At 59.4% G+C, this 18,510-nt stretch carries 17 protein-coding genes and 2 pseudogenes; 7 read left to right on the forward strand and 12 right to left on the reverse strand.

The window, feature by feature from the left end:
- Nucleotides 1-95 precede the first annotated feature (95 nt).
- The 6 genes from ACIGDJ_RS24960 to ACIGDJ_RS24985 form a co-directional block, all read right to left on the reverse strand.
- Complete coding sequence (locus ACIGDJ_RS24960; RefSeq protein WP_397479862.1) at nt 96-1,412, reverse strand: OprD family porin; 1,317 nt, start codon at nt 1,410-1,412, stop codon at nt 96-98.
- Nucleotides 1,413-1,605: 193 nt separating this feature from the next.
- Entirely contained in the window at nt 1,606-1,827 is a 222-nt protein-coding gene (locus ACIGDJ_RS24965; protein WP_101161969.1) for a hypothetical protein, read from the reverse strand.
- Nucleotides 1,828-2,016: 189 nt separating this feature from the next.
- On the reverse strand, nt 2,017-3,381 hold the full coding sequence (locus ACIGDJ_RS24970; RefSeq protein ID WP_101161970.1) for a heavy metal sensor histidine kinase: 1,365 nt from the start codon (nt 3,379-3,381) through the stop codon (nt 2,017-2,019).
- Complete coding sequence (locus tag ACIGDJ_RS24975) at nt 3,371-4,048, reverse strand: heavy metal response regulator transcription factor (RefSeq protein ID WP_101161971.1); 678 nt, start codon at nt 4,046-4,048, stop codon at nt 3,371-3,373. Before ACIGDJ_RS24975 ends, ACIGDJ_RS24970 begins: the two co-directional genes overlap by 11 nt.
- Nucleotides 4,049-4,055: 7 nt before the next feature.
- Nucleotides 4,056-7,157 carry a multidrug efflux RND transporter permease subunit gene (locus ACIGDJ_RS24980; RefSeq protein ID WP_397479861.1) on the reverse strand — a complete coding sequence of 1,034 codons (3,102 nt, stop codon included), beginning with the start codon at nt 7,155-7,157 and terminating at the stop codon, nt 4,056-4,058.
- Nucleotides 7,154-8,314, reverse strand: a complete 1,161-nt coding sequence (locus tag ACIGDJ_RS24985; protein ID WP_397479860.1) for an efflux RND transporter periplasmic adaptor subunit — start codon at nt 8,312-8,314, stop codon at nt 7,154-7,156. Before ACIGDJ_RS24985 ends, ACIGDJ_RS24980 begins: the two co-directional genes overlap by 4 nt.
- 191 nt (nt 8,315-8,505) lie before the next feature.
- Here ACIGDJ_RS24985 and ACIGDJ_RS24990 point away from each other — a divergent pair, with 191 nt between their 5' ends.
- The 3 genes from ACIGDJ_RS24990 to ACIGDJ_RS25000 all read left to right on the forward strand — a co-directional run bounded on the left by ACIGDJ_RS24990 (nt 8,506) and on the right by ACIGDJ_RS25000 (nt 9,896).
- Nucleotides 8,506-9,135 carry a nucleotidyltransferase domain-containing protein gene (locus ACIGDJ_RS24990; protein WP_313000791.1) on the forward strand — a complete coding sequence of 210 codons (630 nt, stop codon included), beginning with the start codon at nt 8,506-8,508 and terminating at the stop codon, nt 9,133-9,135.
- On the forward strand, nt 9,098-9,517 hold the full coding sequence (locus tag ACIGDJ_RS24995; protein WP_313000793.1) for a hypothetical protein: 420 nt from the start codon (nt 9,098-9,100) through the stop codon (nt 9,515-9,517). The genes ACIGDJ_RS24990 and ACIGDJ_RS24995 overlap by 38 nt, the downstream gene beginning before the upstream one ends.
- Before the next feature lie 139 nt (nt 9,518-9,656).
- Nucleotides 9,657-9,896, forward strand: coding sequence for a hypothetical protein (locus ACIGDJ_RS25000; RefSeq protein WP_016773292.1), 240 nt, complete (start codon nt 9,657-9,659; stop codon nt 9,894-9,896).
- Between the two features lie 128 nt (nt 9,897-10,024).
- Here ACIGDJ_RS25000 and ACIGDJ_RS25005 read toward each other — a convergent pair whose 3' ends face one another.
- The 5 genes from ACIGDJ_RS25005 to norR form a co-directional block, all read right to left on the reverse strand.
- The gene (locus ACIGDJ_RS25005) at nt 10,025-10,774 is read right to left on the reverse strand and encodes a YkgJ family cysteine cluster protein (protein WP_397479859.1); all 750 of its coding nucleotides are present in this window, start codon (nt 10,772-10,774) and stop codon (nt 10,025-10,027) included.
- Nucleotides 10,775-10,857: 83 nt separating this feature from the next.
- Nucleotides 10,858-11,184: a hypothetical protein gene (locus ACIGDJ_RS25010; protein ID WP_397479858.1), complete on the reverse strand. Its 327-nt coding sequence runs from the start codon at nt 11,182-11,184 to the stop codon at nt 10,858-10,860.
- Nucleotides 11,185-11,338: 154 nt separating this feature from the next.
- Nucleotides 11,339-11,821, reverse strand: coding sequence for a GNAT family N-acetyltransferase (locus ACIGDJ_RS25015; protein ID WP_397479857.1), 483 nt, complete (start codon nt 11,819-11,821; stop codon nt 11,339-11,341).
- A gap of 3 nt (nt 11,822-11,824) precedes the next feature.
- Nucleotides 11,825-12,727, reverse strand: coding sequence for a chemotaxis protein CheV (locus tag ACIGDJ_RS25020; protein ID WP_016773296.1), 903 nt, complete (start codon nt 12,725-12,727; stop codon nt 11,825-11,827).
- A gap of 96 nt (nt 12,728-12,823) precedes the next feature.
- A complete protein-coding gene (gene norR / locus ACIGDJ_RS25025; RefSeq protein ID WP_101161984.1) occupies nt 12,824-14,386 on the reverse strand; it encodes a nitric oxide reductase transcriptional regulator NorR in 1,563 nt (520 codons plus the stop codon).
- A 163-nt stretch (nt 14,387-14,549) separates the two neighbouring features.
- Here norR and hmpA point away from each other — a divergent pair, with 163 nt between their 5' ends.
- Nucleotides 14,550-15,731 (forward strand): NO-inducible flavohemoprotein, encoded by a 1,182-nt coding sequence (gene hmpA, locus ACIGDJ_RS25030; RefSeq protein ID WP_101161986.1) that lies wholly within the window; start codon nt 14,550-14,552, stop codon nt 15,729-15,731.
- Nucleotides 15,732-15,973: 242 nt separating this feature from the next.
- Complete coding sequence (locus tag ACIGDJ_RS25035; protein ID WP_397479856.1) at nt 15,974-16,483, forward strand: disulfide bond formation protein B; 510 nt, start codon at nt 15,974-15,976, stop codon at nt 16,481-16,483.
- A gap of 141 nt (nt 16,484-16,624) precedes the next feature.
- Here ACIGDJ_RS25035 and ACIGDJ_RS25040 read toward each other — a convergent pair whose 3' ends face one another.
- Nucleotides 16,625-16,960, reverse strand: coding sequence for a hypothetical protein (locus tag ACIGDJ_RS25040; RefSeq protein ID WP_157830929.1), 336 nt, complete (start codon nt 16,958-16,960; stop codon nt 16,625-16,627).
- A gap of 350 nt (nt 16,961-17,310) precedes the next feature.
- On the opposite strand from ACIGDJ_RS25040, the pseudogene cyoA reads away from it, so the two are divergent.
- Both cyoA and ACIGDJ_RS25050 read left to right on the forward strand, forming a co-directional pair.
- Nucleotides 17,311-18,251, forward strand: a pseudogene (gene cyoA, locus ACIGDJ_RS25045) (ubiquinol oxidase subunit II).
- Nucleotides 18,252-18,254: 3 nt separating this feature from the next.
- Nucleotides 18,255-18,510 (forward strand): annotated as a pseudogene (locus tag ACIGDJ_RS25050) (cytochrome o ubiquinol oxidase subunit I); the annotation flags it as partial.

Genomic DNA, 18,510 nt, shown 5'->3' on the forward strand with positions numbered 1-18,510 from the left:
GTCAGACAACATCGATGTTGAATGACACACCGTCTTCGCGAGCAAGCCCGCTCCCACAGGGTAAATCCCGGAATCTGAAAATCGCAGCGCCGATCTTAGAAGACGTTGACCGGGTAGTCGATGATTACGCGGTATTCATCTGTATCCGTATCAATGGCGCCATAACCATTGCCGCCACGGTTGGTCGCCCATTGCAGGCGCACGGCCAGGTCCTTGGCCTGGCCGCTTTGCACGACGTATTGCAAATCAATATCGCGCTCCCAGTGTTTGGCGTTGCGGCCATCGGCGCTGTACCAGCTGGAATAGCCCGGGCTATTGGAGTCGGCTTTGGTCAAGTCCACCGTGCCGCGCGAGTAGGACAGCGCCGAGGTCAACCCGGGCATGCCGACACCGGTGAAGTCATAGGCGTACTTGAGCTTCCACGAGCGTTCGTTCGGCCCGTTGAAATCCGAGTATTGCTGGGAGTTGTCCAGGTAAACGCTGTCGCCCTGGCTGATGTAGTCGAACGGTGTGTTGCCGTTGACCCGCTGGTACGCAGCGGTGACGCTGTGGCTGCCGATGCCGACGGCGAAATGCACGCTCCAGGTGTTGTTGTCGATGTCGCCGAGCAGCGCGTCGCCGGTGTCTTGGGTGTGATAGAAGTGCAAACCCGGATTGAGGCTGACCAAATCGTTCAGTTGCCAGGTGTAGTCAAGGTCGTAGTAGTACTGGTTCCAGATGTCCTTGAGCTCGGACGCGTAAAGGCTGCTGGTCACACCTTCGACACCATTCCACGCCACACCGGCCCAGTTCAGGTGCCGGCTTTCGTCTGCGTCGGCGAGCGTGCCGTAGGACGTACCGATTCGCGTGTGTCCACTCTGGTTATACGGCTTGGTGAAGCTGGCCTGGCCGCCTTCTATCAGCCAGCCGTCAAAGCTTCGGTTGCTCAAGCTGATGCCACGAAACGTCTGCGGCAGCATGCGCGTGTCGCCGCCGGCAATCACCGGGTTGGTGAGGAACAGATCACCGGCCTTCAACTCGGTATCGAACGCACGCAGCTTCAGCGTGCCGCCTGCGGTCGAGAACGAGCCCGGCGCTTTGCCGTTGCCATCGCTGATCGGCAGGATACTCGAACCGTCGGTTCCGCCCCCACCGTCGAGTTTCAGGCCGAGCATGGCGTGGGCATCGAAGCCGAAGCCGACGGTGCCCTCGGTATAACCGGACTGGAACACACCGAGAAAGCCCTGACTCCATTCGATGTTGTCGTCCGATTTCTGCAAGCGGTTGCGATTCATATAGTAATTGCGGGCGTTGAGGTTGAGGCTCGAGCCTTCGACGAAGCCTTGTTCAGCGGGCTCGTCGGCATGGGCGGCGGGAGTGATCGTTACGGAAATTGCAATGAACAATGGACTGAGACGGACGGGATAAAACACGTGCGGTGGAGCTCCTTGGGTCAGCGGATCGCTCTGGTGCTTGAGCGACTCATGTTTCTTGTTATTACAGACGCACCCTGCAGCTTTCAGACCACAACGAAAAAAGGCCGCTGAACGGCAGCGGCCTGAAGTGACGACGGAAGAACGGGAGGAGCCAAACGACCGCGTCAAGGGAAACTTTTTTCGGTACGACTCAGCTGTCTTTCTCGATCACTTGAGTCTGGGAAGTAGCGGCCTGAGGGGATTGTTCCGCGTCCTGAGCCTTGGCAATCACTTCGGCCTGACGCTGATCGAACGCCTGCGCGCGGGCGACGTTGTGCGCGACGAATGCTTGCGACTCTTCAGCCATCGCCGTCGGCGACAGGATCAATGAAGACAAAACGAAAGCGCTGGCAATACCCATACTCTTGGACATTTCGAAAACCCTCTTGCTTGGCAGTGCTGTTTGGTGCGGGCAAAGATAAGGTTGTCGAGGGTTTGGAAACAACCAAAGTTTCATAAAAGACTGTTACAGCAAATGCAAAGATCGCAGTCTTCGGCAACGCCTACAAGGGCATGGTGTATACCCGTAGGAGCTGCCGAAGGCTGCGATCTTTTGATCTTTTCAGACCGGAAGGTGAATGCCGAAGGTGTTCATGCCCCGGTCACTGTGCACAAACACGTCCCCGCCATGCATCAGCGCGATTGCCTTGACGATCGCGAGCCCCAGCCCATGATTGTTGCCACTGTTGCTACGCGAAGCATCGACCCGATAAAACCGTTCGAACAATCTCGGCAGATGCTCGCCGGCAATCGGCGCTCCGGGATTCGCTACCCCAATGCTCACCTGATGCTTTTCAACCTCAATGCGCACCTCGATCACCTGACCTGGGTCGGTGTGCTGTACCGCATTGCTGAGCAAATTGATCAGCGCCCGACGCAAATGCGCGACCTCGATTTGTACCTGCGCATCGCCGCTGACCTTCACTTCAACCTGCGCGTCTTCAAGAATGAAATCCAGATAGTCCAGTGTCGTCGCCACCTCATCAGCCAGTGACGTCGAGGTCAGCTTGGTTGCCTTGTTGCCCTGGTCGGCGCTGGCCAGAAACAGCATGTCGTTGATGATCGAACGCAGCCGTTCCAGCTCTTCGAGGTTCGATTGCAGCACTTCGAAATAGTGTTCGGCCGAACGTCCGCGAGTCAGCGCGACCTGGGTCTGGCCGATCAGGTTGGTCAGCGGTGAACGCAGTTCATGGGCAACGTCTGCGTTGAACGATTCCAGCCGCGAATAGGCCAGTTCGACCCGTTCCAGCGTCGAATTGAAGGACTCGACAAACTGCTCCAGTTCCGGCGGCAACGGCGACAGACGCAAGCGTCCGGCGCGCAGCGGTGGCGCCAGGCGCTGGGCTTCCTGCGACAGTTTGATCAACGGCTTCAGACCGATTCTTGCGACCCAATAGCCCAACGCCGAGGCCAGCAGCACGCCGATCACCGCCAGGCTGATCAAGGCAACGAGCAAGTGATGCTGGGTCTGATGCAGCGTCTCGGTGTCGATGCCGATCATGAAACGCAGCGGCGGGCGCTGGTCCTTGGCCGGGAACTGACTGATCAGCACTTTCAACGGATAGGGTTGACCGGGCAGTCGCAAGTCGTGCATGCCCAACGGGCCGTTGATGGCCGCGCGAATCTGCGGCGTGAGATTGCCGTATTCGTAACGCGGGTCGCCGCTGCTGATCCAGAAGCTGATGCGCTTGTCTTCCTCGCCGAGCAGGTTGAGCTTGTTGTTGATCTTCACCCAATGCTCAGGCGTGCCGTAACGGCCGACGGTGGATTCGAGCACGCTGTAACGCGCATCCAGCTCAGCTTCCGGCAGCAAACCCAGACCCTTGTCGACCTGTTGATAAAGCGCGCCACCAATCAACAGAAACACCACGAGCGCCACCAGCGTGAACATGCCGCTGAGGCGCAGCGCAATCGAGTTACTGGACACCACGGCTCTCCAGCACATAACCCATGCCGCGAATGGTGTGCAGCAGTTTTTCGTTGAACGGCCCGTCGAGCTTGGCGCGCAAGCGTTTGATCGCGACTTCGACCACGTTGGCGTCGCTGTCGAAATTGATGTCCCAGACCATCTCGGCAATGGCGGTTTTAGAGAGGATTTCACCCTGGCGGCGGGCGAGCACGCTGAGCAGGGAAAACTCTTTCGCGGTCAGATCCAGGCGAATGCCGGCGCGGGTGGCTTTGCGGCTGATCAGATCTACCCACAGGTCGGCGATGGTCACTTGCACCGGCTCGTGGCCGCCGCTGCGGCGGGTCAGGGCTTGCAGGCGGGCGACCAGTTCGAGAAAGGAAAACGGTTTGCCGAGGTAATCGTCGGCGCCGTCGCGCAGACCCTTGATGCGATCTTCAACGCGCTCGCGAGCAGTGAGCATGATCACCGGGGTCTGCTTGCGCGCACGTAATGCGCGCAGTACGCCGAAGCCATCGAGCCCCGGCAGCATGACGTCGAGGACGATCACTGCGTAGTCGCATTCCAGCGCCAGATGCAGGCCTTCGACGCCGTCGCGGGCGAGGTCGACGGTGTAGCCCTGTTCGGTCAGGCCACGGTGCAGATAGTCCGCGGTTTTTTCTTCGTCTTCGATAATCAGAACGCGCATGACCGCCTCAGTCTGTGGTCGCCAATGCCGTTGCAGGCATTGGTTCTGGCCGGTGAAACAGCCGCTCGAGCCATAAGTATATGACCGGCGTGGTGAACAGCGTCAGCATCTGGCTGACCAGCAAACCGCCGACCACGGCAATGCCCAGTGGCTGGCGCAGTTCGGCGCCGGTGCCGTAACCGAGCATCAGTGGCAACGCGCCGAGCAGGGCGGCGAGGGTGGTCATGATGATCGGACGGAACCGTGTGATGCACGCCTCGAAAATCGCTTCCTGTGGCGCCAGGCCGCGCTGGCGCTGCGCCTCGAGGGCGAAGTCGATCATCAGGATGCCGTTCTTCTTGACGATGCCGATCAGCAGCACCAGGCCGATCAGCGCCATGATCGAAAAGTCCTGGCCGCAGATCCACAGCATGATCACCGCGCCCAGACCGGCCGCCGGCAATGTCGAAATGATCGTCAGCGGATGCACGAAGCTTTCATAAAGCACGCCGAGAATGATGTACACCGCCACCAGCGCCGCCAGAATCAGCCACGGCTGGCTGGCCAGCGAGCTCTGGAACGCTTGCGCCGCACCCTGGAAATTGCCGCTGATCGCGGTGGGCATGCCGATCTCGGCCTTGGCCTGATCGAGCAGAATCACCGCATCGCCCAGCGCCACGCCGGGCGCGAGGTTGAACGACAGGTTGGCGGCGGGGAACATGCCGTCATGGGCAATCGACAGCGGGCCGATGGTTGGCGCGTCGAATCGGGCCAGTGCCGACAGCGGCACCATTTCCCCGCTGAGCGGTGAGCGCAGGTAGAAATAGTTGAGGCTTTCGGCCTTGCCGCGTTGTCGGGTGTCCAGTTCCAGGATCACGTTGTACTGGTTGACCTGAGTCTGGAACTCATTGATCTGCCGTTGGCCGAACGCATCGTACAGTGCCTCGTCGACATCGCTGGCAGTCAGGCCGAAACGCGCGGCCGCGCTGCGGTCGATGCTGATGTGGGTGATGCTGCCGCCCAGTTGCAGATCATTGGAAATGTCGCGGAATGCCGGATTGCTGCGCAGTTTTTCGGTCAGGCGCTGAGTCCAGGTGGCGAGAGTCGCGCCGTCGTTACTCTTGAGTACGTATTGGTACTGCGCACGGCTCGGGCCGGAGCTGAGGTTGATGTCCTGCCCGGCGCGCAAATACAGGACGATGCCGGGCACTTTCATCAGTTGCGGGCGGATGCGGTCGATGAACTGGCTGGCGCTGACATCGCGATCGCCGCGTTTTTTCAGGGCGATCCAGAAGCGCCCGTTGGCGATGGTCTGGTTGCTGCCGGACACACCGACCGAGTGGGAAAACGCTTGCACCGCCGGATCGGCCGCGACGATTTCGGCCATCGCCAAGTGTTTTTTCACCATGTCACCGTAGGAAATGTCCGCAGCGGCTTCAGTGGTGCCGAGGACGAAACCGGTGTCCTGCACCGGGAAGAAACCCTTGGGGATAAAGATGTAACCGGCAACAGCCAGCGCCAACGATAAACCGAACACACCAATCGTCAATTTCTGATGATCGAGGGCGCGGCGCAGGCCCTTTTCATACCAACTGAGCAGGCGTTCGCTGAACCCCGGTCTGGCGTTGGCGTGATGCAGCGGTTTGCGCATGAACAGCGCGGCGAGGGTGGGCGCCAGCGTCAGCGAGACCACCACTGAAATCATGATCGTCGAAGTCGCGGTCAGGGCGAATTCCTTGAACAGTCGCCCGACCACTCCGCCCATGAACAGCAGCGGAATAAACGCCGCTACCAGCGAGAAACTGATCGATACCACGGTGAAGCCGATCTCGCCCGCGCCTTTGATCGCGGCTTCGCGCATATCGTCGCCGGCCTCCAGATGCCGGTGGATGTTTTCCACCACCACGATCGCATCGTCGACCACAAAGCCGACCGCGACGACGATCGCCACCAACGTCAGGTTGTTCAAGCTGAAACCGAGCACATACATCAGGGCGAAACTGGCAATCAGTGAGACGCCAAGCACCGCCGAGACAATCAGCGTCGCCGACAACTGCCGCAGGAACAGCGCCATTACCGCGATCACCAGCAGGATCGCGATCAACAGGGTGATCTCGACTTCATGCAGCGAAGCGCGAATGGTCTGGGTACGGTCGATCAGGGTTTTCACCTGTACCGAGGCCGGTAGCATGGCTTCGAGACCGGGCAGGGCGGCTTGAATGCGGTCAACGGTCTCAACAATGTTGGCGCCGGGCTGGCGCGAGATCACCAGATTCACCCCCGGGCGATCACCGGCCCAGGCCTGCACGTAGGCATCTTCCGCACCGTTGACGACTTTGGCGACATCGCGCAGGTGAACCGGGGCGCCATCCTTGTAGGAAACGATCAGTTGGCTGTAGTCCTCCGGGTGGAACAACTGGTCGTTGGTCGAAAGTGTGGAAATGCTCGAATCGCCGTACAGCGCGCCTTTGGCAAGATTCAGGCTGGTCTGCTGGATCGCCAGTCTGATGTCGGCGAGGGTCAGGCCGATGGCGGCGAGTTTGTCGGCCGAGGCCTGTACGCGAATGGCCGGGCGTTGCTGGCCGGTGATGTTGATCTGGCCGACGCCGTCGATCTGACTGATCTGTCGGGCGAGCAGGGTTTCCACCAGGTCGCTGAGTTCGGTGCCGGGCATTTGCGTCGAGCTCACGCTAAGGATGAGCACCGGGCTGTCGGCCGGGTTGACCTTCTTCCAGGTCGGCAGCGTCGGCATGTCTTTTGGCAACTTGCCGGCGGCGGTATTGATCGCCGCCTGTACTTCCTGCGCGGCAGTGTCGATGCTTTTGTCGAGCGTGAATTGCAAGGTCAGCAGGGTTGAGCCCAGCGCGCTGCTCGAGGTCATCTGGGTCATGCCGGGGATGGCGCTGAATTGCACCTCCAGCGGCGTGGCCACGGAAGAAGCCATGGTGTCGGGGCTGGCGCCGGGCAACTGCGCCGAGACCTGGATGGTCGGAAATTCCGCTTCCGGCAGCGGGGCGATCGGCAAGCGCGGGAAGGCAATGATCCCGACCAGCACCAGCGCGATGGTCAGCAGAATGGTCGCCACCGGGTGATCAATGCACCAGGTCGAGATGCCTCTGTGCGATTTCATGGCTTGGGCTCCGCCTGCACCACCTGCGGCGGCTCGCTCATGACTTGCACGGTCGAGCCGGGCTTGAGCCGCGACTGGCCATCGGTGACCAGCACGTCACCAGCATCGACGCCTTTGATGATGTCCTGACCACTGCCCTGATAGACCATCTGCACCGGCACGGCTTCAACCTTGTCGTCCTTCACGCGATAAACGAAGTGTTGATCGAGGCCGCGTTGTACGACGGTCGGTGGAACCAGCAGCGCATCTTTATCTACCGCCGTCTGAATTTTTATCGTCACCAGCAAGCCCGGCCAGAGCTTTTGGCTGGCATTGGCAAATTCGGCCTTGGCGCGGATGGTGCCGGTGTTGGCGTTGATCTGGTTGTCGATCAGGGTCAGGTGACCTTCGCCGAGCAGGTTGGCGGTTTCGCCATCGGTGTCGGCGCCAATGTAAGCCTTGACCGGCGCGCGTTGCGGGTCGCTGATCAGATTCTGCAGGGTCGGCAGCATTTGCTGCGGCAGGGCGAACTCGACGGCGATCGGATCGATCTGAGTCACGGTGAACAGGCCTTGGGTATCGGTCATCCGCAGGAAATTGCCTTCATCGACCGTACGAATACCGACGCGTCCGGTGACCGGCGAGCGAATCTGCGTGTAAGACAGTTGCACCTGCGCCGCATCGATCGAGGCCTGATTGCCCTGGGCGGTGGCTTTGAGCTGGTTGACCAGCGCTTGTTGCTGGTCGAAGGTCTGTTTCGACACGCCGTCGTCGACGCTGAGCAATTTGTAGCGTTTGAGATTGACCAGCGCGACCTGCAACTGCGCCTGACTCTCACCCAACTGCGCCCGCGCCTGATCGAGGTTGGCGCGGATCGAACGGTCATCGATGGTCGCGAGCAGCTCGCCTGCTTTGACCGGTTGGCCTTCCTTGACCAGGATCTTCGTCAGAATGCCGTCGATCTGCGGACGCACCACCACGCTATGCAACGAGAGCACCGAGCCGATGCCGCTGGTGTAGCGCGGCACGTCTTTGGCACTCACCGTTACCACGCGCACGGGAATGGCAGTCGGGCTGGCCAGTTTGGTCGGCGCCGGTTTGAGTGCAAACCACAGGCCGGCGGCGGCCAACAAAATCAGGAAAGTGGCGAGCAGGATTGGTTTTTTCTGGAGTGACATGCGCGGCGCCGAAGTCTGGAGTTTGGGCAGATTGGCCAGTTATAAACCGGTCAGGCGGTCGGCAGGGTGACGGCTGGCTGTCAAGATTGTCAGTTTCCTCCGTTCATTGCAGTAGCTGCGATTACCGTTGTGTTGATAAGTCCCTAAAAGGGACCTATCGTTCCTGTTTTGGGACTCATCGGTTTGCGCCAGTGGAAAACCTTTCTTTAAGCGAAGCCCTGTTCACCGCCACCCAGCAAAAAGTGTTGGGATTGTTGTTTGGCAAACCCGACCAGACCTTCTACGCCAACGAAATCGTGCGCTGGGCACAGGTTGGCAAAGGCGGCCTGATGCGTGAACTCGATCGATTGCAACGAGCCGGGATCCTCAGCATGACACGAGTGGGTAACCAGACCCATTACCAGGCCAATCCCGCATGTCCTATCTACGCGGAGCTTCTGGGCATCACGCGCAAGACATTCGGTTTTGCCGAGCCTCTTCGTCAGGCATTAGAACCGTTTGCCGAACAGATCACGTGGGCGTTCGTGTATGGCTCCATCGCCAAAAACTCGGCGAACCCACTCAGTGACATAGATCTCATGCTGATTGGCGAAGGCCTGCACTACAGTGAGTTGATGGAGCGACTCATGCCGTTGGAGGAGCAATTGGGGCGTCCCATCAACCCGACGCTATACACCCCGCAAGACTGGGCCAGGAAGCTGGCGGCACAGAACAGTTTTGTCATGCGAGTGATGCAGCAGGAAAAAATCGATCTGTCAGGGGCAAACCCTTTGGAGTCCAAGGATGGGCAGCAACGAGAGTCTGGAGAATCTTCTACGTAGCGGTGTACTGAAAGTGGAGCCACCTGACCGCAAGGAGTGTGAGGGTCTGTTGCGCTCGGCTTTGGACAGGCTCAAGGATGCGCACACTTGCACACTGCCGTTTTCCAGCCGGTTCGATTTGGCCTACAACGCCGCTCACGCGCTGGCGCTGACAGCTCTTCGCTTGAGTGGCTATCGATCGGACAAGCGCTATCTGGTATTCCAGTGTCTGATCCATACCACTCAAAGCAGCAAGGTTCAGGTGCGATTGTTTGCGCTGTGCCATGAGCGGCGCAATCTCGCCGAATATGAAGGCTACATGGATGAAGATGACGCGCTTCTTGAGCAATTGCTGGAGAGCACGTCGCAGTTGTTGGGTGACGTTCAGCGTCGCATGAACTGAAATATCATCACGCAGTGACAATGCCAGGCAGCCATTCAGCGCATCCCGCAAATCTTCAGATGCCGAGCCAGAGCGCACAGGTATACTGCGCGCCTTTGCGGCTCACTGATCGGGCCGACTTTTTGTTCCCGGAGCTTCTATGACTTCCCCAACCCAACCGCCGGTTGACGATGCTGTGAGCGACGTCCCGGCTGAAGTGGCTGACGCCAGCGAAACCAAGGCCGAGATCCCGGCGTTCAAGTTCCCGTTCAAACCGGGCGAGCTGGCTTCGGCGAAAGGCTCGAATCAGCCGTGGTACAAAAATGGCGCGAAGAATGGCCACACCAAAACCCCGGGCATGGCGCCGCCGGGCACGCGTCGGTCGATGGGCAAGCGCTGACATCGGAAAGTGATGGTGCTGGCCTCTTCGCGAGCAGGCTCGCTCCCACAGGTTTGTGTTTGGCGCAGATCCAATGTGGGAGCGAGCTTGCTCGCGAATGCGACAGCCGCTACAGCACAAATATCAGATCAAGCCGCGCGCAATGAAATAAACGCATAAGTCTGCGCCGGTTCAGTCACCACCTGCCCCCCGGCTGCCAGCACTTGCCCGGCGACATCATCGCCGGACAAATGAAACAGCCATTCACTGGTTCGCGCCGCCAGCGGTTGCGCGCTCACTTGGTCAATCACCGCTGCAAACGCATCCATGTTCGGCAAGTACGCGGTAAACCCGTCACCCTTGAGCGCGGTAGTGCGGATCCCCAGCGTGGCGCAGATCGCATCCTTGAGTTGGATGTCATCCCGATCCGCCTGACGCGAACGCTGGATCAGCTCAACCAGTTCCCGATCAACCAGCTCGCCTCCCACAATCAGCTCCGGCCCTTGCTCCCAGGACTCTGGCGGGCAATCCTTGGCAGCCGGGTTGAGCGGGATATGCGGATTGATTTCCGCCGGGTATATCCGGCACACCAGCGGACGCCGCTCGTAGATCCGGCAGCGCTTGTCCTCGTCAAGATTCCGGCAGGGGCCGACGTTATAAGCGGCAAAGGTAATCGCCACATGAGCATCAGTGGCACCGCTGCGAACCATCGTCGAACGGCGTTCGGCATGTTCGCGCTGCTGCGGCGGCAGGCCCAGGCCATTGCCGAGAAATGCCTCGACCAGCACGATCACCTGACCACCATCCGCCGCCCACATGCGGGCTTCGGCCAGCGTCAGCGGAACATGGTGGTCGGTGCAGCACTTGCCGCAGCCTACGCAGGAAAACGTCGTATTCATTGAGCGATCGGTCTTCAATCCAGGTGTGAAACGATGGCGGAAAACCATCGCACAGAACCGGATCGAAGCAAGGACTGCGCCAGTCAGTAGGTTTTCGCTGGCGGGCGAATCGAATCCCACTCGGTGACGAACGCGGTTTTCGACTGTTTGTTGTACAGGCACAGCTCGCTGCCTTGCTGGCCTTTCATGTGTTTTTGCGGGTATTGGCCTTGCAGCAGAACGGCGGTGTAACCGACGCGGTCGTCGAATTGCGCGGGCGTGCCGACCGGTTTGACGTTTTTCAAACCGCTGGCCTTGGTGCAACTGGCGAGTACGGTCTTGTCGTAGGCGGCCCAGGCGTCGGGGCTGGAGGCGTGGGCCTGGGAGGCGAGAGCGGTGAGGCTGAGCAGGGCCAGGGTGATGGCTTTCATGGTTGGGGCATCCTTGGTTATGGCCAAGGTTTGAGTCTGCCTGAAGAGTTTTGTTGCCTGGGGCACCGCTAAAAGATCGCAGCCTTCGGCAGCTCCTACATGGAAATGCGGTTTCCTGTAGGAGCTGCCGAAGGCTGCGATCTTTTGACTTTAATCATTCCGGTACCAATTCCCGGCGGACCACACACATCCCGACACTCTCATACAACCACCGCGCCCGCAGGTTGTCCTCCAGAACCCTCAAATCGACAAAACCCTCGCGCCGCTGTTGAAAGACACTGAAGGCGTACAGCAACAACGCTCGCCCCAGCCCCCGGCCCTGCATTCGCGGGTGCACCACCAGATTCTTGATATAGGCACTGGTCCAGCATTGCGCCACGCCCACCACGCCCTCGGTATCACAGGCAACGAAACATAACGCCGGATCATATTCAGGATCGCTGACAAACCGCTGCTGCCATTGCTCGAGTGACGGTACCCGACCGCCACCTTCCAGCTGTCCGAGCTGCATCAACTGATGCACTGCCGGCGCCATTTCCTCGCGGTAGACGGACAGCTCAATCCCCTCCGGCCACTGCGCATCCGGCAGAACCCCGCTCAAATCGCGGCGCAGCAGAAAGCAAAACGTCTCGGCCAACACTCAGTGCCCGTTGGCCGCGACGTGCTTGGCGGCTTCGATCAGACGTTGGGTCAGTTCCGGCGAGGAAAACTTGGTCAACACCGCGTTGGCACCGGCCAGTCGAGCCTTTTCGCTGTTCATCGCGCTGTCGAGCGAGGTGTGCAGCAGCACATACAAATGAGCGAAATCCGGGGTCTCGCGCAGGGTGCGGGTGAACGCGTAGCCGTCCATTTCCGACATTTCGATGTCCGAGACGATCAGGTTGATCTGCTGCGCGGTGCCCTGCAGGTCGAGCAGGCAATCGATCGCTTCCTTGGCACTGCGCGCGGTATGGCATTGCAGGCCGAGGTTGCGCAGGGTGTGCACCGATTGTTGCAATGCCACCTGGCTGTCGTCGACCACCAGAATGCGCGCGTTGCCGAGCACTTCGGCGTCTTCCATGGTCAGGTCGGTCGGCGCCATTTCGATCTGCGCCGGGGCGATGCTGTGAATGACTTTTTCGATGTCCAGCACCTGCACCAGCGTACCGTCTACCGAGGTCACGCCGGTGATGTAGGCGCGCGAGCCGCCAGAGCCGAACGGTGGCGGCTTGATGTCGGTGGTCAGGCAGTGAACGATCTTGCTCACCGCTTGCACGTGCAGACCCTGCTTGGAGCGGCTGACATCGGTGACGATCAGGCAGCCACCGTTGGGATCTTCCAGCGGCCGCTCGCCGATGGCGCGGCTGAGGTCGATCACCGACAGCGAGGCACCGCGCAGCGAGGCGATGCCTTTGACGTGCGGGTGCGACTCCGGCAGCTTGGTCAGCGGCGGACAGGGGATGATTTCACTGACTTTCAGCAGGTTGATCGCCATCAGCTTGCCGCTGCGCAAGGTAAACAGCAGAAGCGAAAGTGAATCTGCGCGGGCTTTGGTGGAGGACATAAGAACCTTCTGTGGATGGGCGAGAGTGGAAATCGCCAGAAACCTTTGATGCCGGGTTATCGGCGTGATCGGGGTGGGCTTTAGGCTATTGGCTCGTCAGCCTTTCATCCCCAAACGCTTGGCCATCCGCCCAAGGTTCGCCCGATCCACCCCCAGCTCCCGCGCCGCACTCGCCCAATTATGCTGATGACGCTCAAGTGCGGCGTTGATCAAGCGCCGCTGAAACTCATCCGTCGCAGTACGCAAATCGGCGCCGACCATCGGCATTGCTTTGGCCAAGCCTGCGTCGACAGGCGCAAGCACGTGATCGACAACCTCATGCGGCAAATCCAGATCCGCCGCACTCAGGCTCAGAATCTTTGGCCGCACCTTGCAGTTACCCAGCGCTTTGAGCGCACTGCGCCCGATCAGGTGCTCCAGCTCACGGACATTGCCCGGCCAGGTATAGGCCAGCAGCGCTTCCTGAGCATCACTGTTCAAGCGCAGGCTATTGAGGCCCATGCGCGAGCGGTTCTGCTCGAGAAAGAAACCACTGAGCAACAACACATCACGCCCACGATCACGCAGCGCCGGCACTCGCAGCGGATACACGCTCAAGCGGTGATAGAAGTCGGCGCGGTAGCGACCGCTTCGCACCTCCTCGGCCAGATCGCGATTGGTCGCCGCAATCAAACGCACATCAACCTGATGCTCCTGGTCCGAACCCAGGCGCTGCAACTGACCGCTCTGCAGTACGCGCAGCAACTTGGCCTGAACCGTCAGCGACAGCTCGCCAACTTCGTCAAGAAACAACGTGCCGCCATTGGCCAGTTCGAACTTGCCGCGACGGTCGCTGGTGGCGCCGGTGAAAGCGCCGCGCACGTGGCCGAACAATTCGCTTTCTACCAGTGTGTCGGGGAGGGCGGCGCAGTTGAGGCTGATGATCGGTTTGTCGGCGCGCGCGGAAGCAGCGTGAATGGCTTGGGCGACCAGCTCTTTGCCGACGCCGGTTTCGCCGGTGATCAGAACGGTCAGGTCGCTGCCGCCGACCAGATTGATTTCTTCCACCAGACGTTTGTGCGCTTTGCTCTGGCCGATCATTTCGCGGTTCTGCTGGCCGCTGGCCTGACGGTAAACCTCGGCGCGCTGATGTTCGTCCTCGGCACGAGTGGCCAGACGTTCGATGCGTTCGGCAGCGTTGACCGTGGCCGAGGCGAGGCTGGCGAAGGCTTGCAGGGCATCGAGCTCGATCGGCTCGAAACGCTCGGGATCAAGCGCATCAAGGGTGATCAGGCCCCAGAGTTTTTCATCAACAAATAAAGGACAGCCGAGGCAGTCGTGAACCTCGAGGTGATCGTCGAGGCCGTCGACCAGCCCGTCATAGGGATCGGGCAGCTCGCTGTCGGCAGCGAAGCGCGTCGGCCCGGCACCGGCCAGGAGAATTTCGAAGCGCGGGTGCTCGCTGACTTTGAAGCGCCGGCCGAGGGTGTCGGTACTCAAACCATCCACCGCCAGCGGCACCAGTGATTCGCCATCCAGACGCAACAACGCGGCGGCATCGCAAGGAAGCAAGGCGCGCATGGCCTCAAGCAGGCGCCGGTAGCGCTCACCTTCGGGCAGTTCGCGGGACAGGTCGGCGACCAGAGGCAGCAGGGCGGTAAGCAAGGATTTGGCGGTCATGGGTATGTAGTCAAAGAGACAAGGTGTAGTCGCGATGACTATACGTCCATTTGTGTCGAAATGACTATGTCGATTTCAAGCTATTGATTCTAAAGCATTAATTAGTTGGCACGAAAGCTGATATCCCTAAGGCAATCTTTCAAGAAAGCGCAGGAGTCACCTTATGCTTAGCGTCCAGGATCGTGCCATCGTCAAGTCCACCGTGCCTCTGCTGGAAAGCGGCGGCGAGGCGTTGATCACGCATTTCTATCGCATGATGCTCTCCGAATACCCGGAGGTGCGCCCGCTGTTCAACCAGGCGCATCAGGCCAGTGGCGATCAGCCGCGTGCCTTGGCCAACGGCGTGCTGATGTACGCCCGGCACATCGATCAACTCGACCAGTTGGGCGATCTGGTGGCGAAGATCATCAACAAACACGTCGCCCTGCAGATTCTGCCGGAGCATTACCCCATTGTTGGCACCTGCCTGCTGCGCGCCATTTGCGAAGTGCTCGGCGAAGAGATCGCCACGCCTGAGGTGATGAGTGCCTGGGGCGCTGCGTACGGGCAACTGGCCGACATCCTGATCGGCGCGGAAACCGCTATCTATGACCAGAAGGAACACGCCGTCGGTGGCTGGCGCGGTGCGCGTGAATTCATCGTCGCGGCGAAAGTACAGGAGAGCGCGGAGATCACCTCGTTCTACTTCGAACCGGCGGACAAAGGGCCGATTCTTGCGGTCGAGCCGGGTCAGTACATCGGCATGAAGCTGATCCTCGATGGCGAAGAAATCCGCCGCAACTATTCGCTGTCGGCACTGGCCAATAACGGTCAGTACCGCATCAGCGTCAAGCGTGAACCGAATGGTCGCGCGTCCAACTACTTGCATGATCAGCTGAACGTCGGCTCGAGCATCCAACTGTTCCCGCCGTCGGGCGAATTCACCCTGGCGGCCAGCGACAAGCCGCTGGTGCTGATCAGTGGCGGCGTCGGCATCACCCCGACGTTGGCGATGTTGGAAGCCGCGCTGGCGACCGAACGTCCGGTGCACTTTATCCACTGCGCGCGCAACGGCAGCGTTCACGCATTCCGTGACTGGGTCGATGGACTGGCGGCGCGTCATCCGCAGCTCAAGCGTTTCTATTGCTACGCCGAGGAGGATGGTGTCAGCCCGGCGGCGGACAAGGTCGGCTTGTTGAGTCAGGAACAGCTCGGCGAATGGCTGCCGGCGCAGCGTGATGTCGATGCGTACTTCCTCGGGCCGAAAGGGTTCATGGGCGCGATCAAACGGCATTTGAAAGCGTTGGGCGTGCCGGAGAAGCAGAGCCGCTACGAGTTCTTCGGGCCGGCTTCTGCTCTGGAGTGAATCTGAAAGCGAGGCGCCTGCATTGGCGAGCAAGCCCGCTCCCACACCGAAGCTGCGTCCAGCACAAATTGTGTGCAAGGCACGGTCTAATGTGGGAGCAGGCTTGCTCGCGAAGGGCTCGACGCCAATTCCGACACGAGGTTAATCATTCCTTAACCGCTCTATCGTTTATTGCCCCGGTGTAGACTTGCGACAATTTCAGCTGCCAGCCGGCTGAACCATGGACTTACAAAGGAAAGGCAATGAGCGAGGAAACGATGCGGTTGGGACGTGAGCGGCGCTATCTGATGCTGCTGGGGATCATCTGTCTGGCGTTGATCGGCGGTGCGTTGTACATGCAGGTCGTGTTAGGCGAGGCACCGTGCCCGCTGTGCATCCTGCAGCGCTATGCGCTGTTGCTGATTGCACTGTTCGCCTTTATCGGCGCAGGCATGCGCAGCCGTCGCAGCATCACCGTATTCGAGACGCTGGTGGTGGTCTGTGCGATTGCTGGCGCCGCAGTAGCCGGGCATCACGTCTATACGCAGTTCTATCCGGCGGTGAGTTGTGGGGTCGATGTGCTGCAGCCGATTGTCGATGATCTGCCACTGGCGAAGATCTTCCCGCTGGGCTTCCAGGTCGATGGTTTTTGCTCGACGCCGTATCCGCCGATCCTCGGCCTGTCGCTGGCACAATGGGCGCTGGTAGCGTTCGTGCTGGTGGTGATTCTGGTGCCGCTGCTGACTTCGCGTAATCGAAAAGCGCTGCGCTGAGTCAACTTCTCGGCACAGCTGCCGATAAACAAAACGCCCCGATTTTCGCTGCTGAAAATCGGGGCGTTTTGCATTTCAGAGCGTTTGTGAAAACACCGTGACGAACGGCAATGAAGCGTGCGGCAAATGTGCGACATGTTGTCACACGCGGGCTGTCGCAGGGACTCGGGATGCGGCGGATTGGCCGCCTGTTACATAAAAACATTGGCCAGTTTCAGCGTTTTCGGGCTTCAGCACGGACGTACCAGAGCAGGCAGTTTTAACAGGCGCCGGCAGATGGGCGAAGCCCTTGGAACATCGGGCTTTGCGCTGATCCAGCGGTTGTAGATCGGGTGCAGAGCTGTCTGATTTGAGGCGCTTACGCTGGCGGATTTTGTCGCTTTTATTGAGAAACGCTTTCGATAACTTGCGCAACTTTTGCAAAAATGGCGATGGATTGTTGCTCTGAGTGATAAAAATTATTTCGGGATAAGACATGGTGTATAGGGCGCTACCTATCTACAATCGCCCGCACTGAATTCCCGGCGCTGTTCAGCCTTTATCAAGGAACTGATCAGGAGGTCGGGTGTCGAGCGAGCCGCGAGGCTTTCAAGACACCCTGGTGTCGGTGCCTTTCCAATTTTCCGCACCAAATGGAATTGGTCTGTAACAAGGCCTTTGACCACGAATTCGAATAAGAACTGAACGCTGTCCCAAGGTTTTGTCGAGCGTGTAACGCGCGACGGGCGGCCCTTATTCAATCCAAAGAAAATGCCAACCCTTGGCAGGGTGAAGTGTTGGCGATCAAAACCCAACTGCATTGCGCAAGCTGCTTTAGAGGTCGTGAGATGAGTAAAAACAGGTACCCCAGATTACTAGGCCTAGTGCCGCTGCTCGGCACGTTGTTGCTGGAGGCTGCAACATGACCTTGCTCAATCCAACGGGCCAGGTCGGCCTGGAACAGCGCAACCTGATCATCACCGCCACGCTGCTGATGCTGTTGGTCGTCGTGCCGGTCATCGTCATGACCTTCCTGTTTGCCTGGAAGTACCGCGCTTCGAACAAGAACGCTGTCTACACGCCGAAGTGGTCGCACTCGACCAAGATCGAAGTGGCCGTATGGACCATCCCGGTGCTGATCATCATCGCCCTGGGCTACATCACTTACATCTCGACTCACGAGCTGGACCCGTATCGTCCGATCGAGTCTGACGTGAAGCCGGTGACTATCGAAGTCGTCGCGCTGGACTGGAAGTGGCTGTTCATCTACCCGGAACAAGGCATTGCCACGGTCAACAAGATCGTGTTCCCGGCGCACACGCCGATCAACTTCAAGATCACCTCCGACGCCGTGATGAACTCGTTCTTCATCCCGGGCCTGGGCGGCCAGATCTACGCGATGGCGGGCATGCAGACCAAGCTGCACCTGATCGCCGACCGCAACGCTGAGATGGATGGTATCTCCGCCAACTACAGCGGCGCCGGTTTCACCGGTATGAAATTCAAGGCTATCTCCACTACTCAGGAAGATTTCGACGCCTGGGTAAATGAAGTCAAGAAGTCGCCTAAACAGCTTGATCAGGCTGAATACGCGGCCCTGGCCAAACCGAGCCAGAACAACCCAGTCGAGCTCTACTCGTCGGTCACGCCTAACCAGTTCCAGATCATCGTCGACAAGTACGAAGGTATGAAACCGGGCAAGCCGCTGAAGCACGAGAAGAAAGAGAAAGAAGTGGCGGCCACGGATATTGACGCGGGTTCGCATTCAGCTGCCGGGGCAGAGGAGTAAACGATGTTTGGTAAATTAAGTTGGGAAGCAGTCCCATTCCACGAGCCGATCGTGATGGTGACCATCGCCATGATCGCCCTCGGTGGTCTGGCACTGTTCGCTGCGATCACTTACTTCAAGAAGTGGACGTACCTGTGGACCGAGTGGCTGACTTCGGTCGACCACAAGAAAATCGGCGTGATGTACATCATCGTCGCCATGGTCATGCTGCTGCGCGGTTTTGCCGACGCGATCATGATGCGTTCCCTGTTGGCCATGT

The organism is Pseudomonas sp. NPDC079367, assembly GCF_044542195.1.
GTDB lineage: Bacteria > Pseudomonadota > Gammaproteobacteria > Pseudomonadales > Pseudomonadaceae > Aquipseudomonas.

Excerpts from the sequence above, each read along its gene's own strand:
- ACIGDJ_RS24965 (WP_101161969.1), bottom strand. The coding sequence starts at position 1,827 with ATGTCCAAGAGTATGGGTATTGCCAGCGCTTTCGTTTTGTCTTCATTG.
- ACIGDJ_RS24975 (WP_101161971.1), bottom strand. The coding sequence starts at position 4,048 with ATGCGCGTTCTGATTATCGAAGACGAAGAAAAAACCGCGGACTATCTG.
- ACIGDJ_RS24980 (WP_397479861.1), bottom strand. The coding sequence starts at position 7,157 with ATGAAATCGCACAGAGGCATCTCGACCTGGTGCATTGATCACCCGGTG.
- ACIGDJ_RS24985 (WP_397479860.1), bottom strand. The coding sequence starts at position 8,314 with ATGTCACTCCAGAAAAAACCAATCCTGCTCGCCACTTTCCTGATTTTG.
- ACIGDJ_RS24995 (WP_313000793.1), top strand. The coding sequence starts at position 9,098 with ATGGGCAGCAACGAGAGTCTGGAGAATCTTCTACGTAGCGGTGTACTG.
- ACIGDJ_RS25000 (WP_016773292.1), top strand. The coding sequence starts at position 9,657 with ATGACTTCCCCAACCCAACCGCCGGTTGACGATGCTGTGAGCGACGTC.
- ACIGDJ_RS25005 (WP_397479859.1), bottom strand. The coding sequence starts at position 10,774 with ATGAATACGACGTTTTCCTGCGTAGGCTGCGGCAAGTGCTGCACCGAC.
- ACIGDJ_RS25010 (WP_397479858.1), bottom strand. The coding sequence starts at position 11,184 with ATGAAAGCCATCACCCTGGCCCTGCTCAGCCTCACCGCTCTCGCCTCC.
- ACIGDJ_RS25020 (WP_016773296.1), bottom strand. The coding sequence starts at position 12,727 with ATGTCCTCCACCAAAGCCCGCGCAGATTCACTTTCGCTTCTGCTGTTT.
- norR (WP_101161984.1), bottom strand. The coding sequence starts at position 14,386 with ATGACCGCCAAATCCTTGCTTACCGCCCTGCTGCCTCTGGTCGCCGAC.
- hmpA (WP_101161986.1), top strand. The coding sequence starts at position 14,550 with ATGCTTAGCGTCCAGGATCGTGCCATCGTCAAGTCCACCGTGCCTCTG.
- ACIGDJ_RS25035 (WP_397479856.1), top strand. The coding sequence starts at position 15,974 with ATGAGCGAGGAAACGATGCGGTTGGGACGTGAGCGGCGCTATCTGATG.
- ACIGDJ_RS25040 (WP_157830929.1), bottom strand. The coding sequence starts at position 16,960 with ATGTCTTATCCCGAAATAATTTTTATCACTCAGAGCAACAATCCATCG.